Origin of the sequence: Vibrio sp. 10N.222.55.B11, assembly GCF_041473705.1 — a bacterium.
GTDB classification, from domain to species: Bacteria; Pseudomonadota; Gammaproteobacteria; order Enterobacterales; family Vibrionaceae; genus Vibrio; species Vibrio crassostreae_C.
In genome coordinates this window covers 1-1,055 of the sequence record NZ_JBFRST010000142.1, presented here as the reverse complement: position 1 = coordinate 1,055, position 1,055 = coordinate 1, and the positions used below count along the sequence as shown (strand labels likewise).

The window sequence follows — 1,055 nt, the reverse complement described above, 5'->3', positions numbered from 1 at the left end:
AAGATTTTAGCTACAACACCAGCACCAACTGTACGGCCACCTTCGCGGATTGCGAAACGTAGACCTTCGTCCATTGCGATTGGAGCGATTAGCTCAACAGTCATTTGAACGTTGTCACCTGGCATTACCATTTCTACGCCTTCTGGTAGAGTGATGTCGCCTGTTACGTCAGTTGTACGGAAGTAGAACTGTGGACGGTAACCTTTGAAGAAAGGAGTGTGACGGCCGCCTTCGTCTTTAGAAAGTACGTATACTTCAGACTCAAACTTAGTGTGTGGGTTGATAGAACCTTTCGCAGAAAGTACTTGACCACGTTCAACGTCATCACGCTTAGTACCACGTAGAAGTGCACCAACGTTCTCACCTGCACGACCTTCGTCAAGCAGTTTACGGAACATTTCAACACCAGTACAAGTAGTAAGAGTAGTCTCTTTGATACCAACGATTTCTACTTCGTCACCTACACGTAGGATACCGCGCTCGATACGACCAGTTACAACAGTACCACGACCTTGAATTGAGAATACATCTTCAATTGGTAGTAGGAACGGTTGGTCAACTGCACGCTCTGGCTCAGGAATGTAAGAATCTAGTGCTTCTGCAAGCTCAACGATCTTGTCTTCCCACTGCTTCTCGCCGTTTAGTGCGCCAAGTGCAGAACCTTGGATAACTGGTAGGTCATCACCTGGGAAGTCGTATTCAGAAAGAAGTTCACGAACTTCCATCTCAACTAGCTCAAGTAGCTCTTCGTCATCTACCATGTCACATTTGTTCATGAATACGATGATGTAAGGGATACCAACTTGACGACCAAGTAGGATGTGCTCACGAGTTTGAGGCATAGGGCCGTCAGTCGCAGCAACAACTAGGATACCGCCGTCCATTTGTGCAGCACCAGTGATCATGTTTTTAACATAATCCGCGTGTCCTGGACAGTCTACGTGTGCGTAGTGACGTGCTGGAGTGTCGTACTCAACGTGAGAAGTTGCGATTGTGATACCGCGCTCACGCTCTTCTGGAGCGTTATCGATAGATGCGAAATCTTTAGCAACACC

Annotated in this window: 1 protein-coding gene; it reads right to left on the bottom strand. The window is 47.3% G+C overall.

All coding sequences use genetic code 11. The features are described from left to right. The coding region (gene tuf, locus AB4503_RS25415) for an elongation factor Tu (RefSeq protein ID WP_137001546.1) at positions 1–1,055 on the bottom strand (1,055 nt) is incomplete at both ends.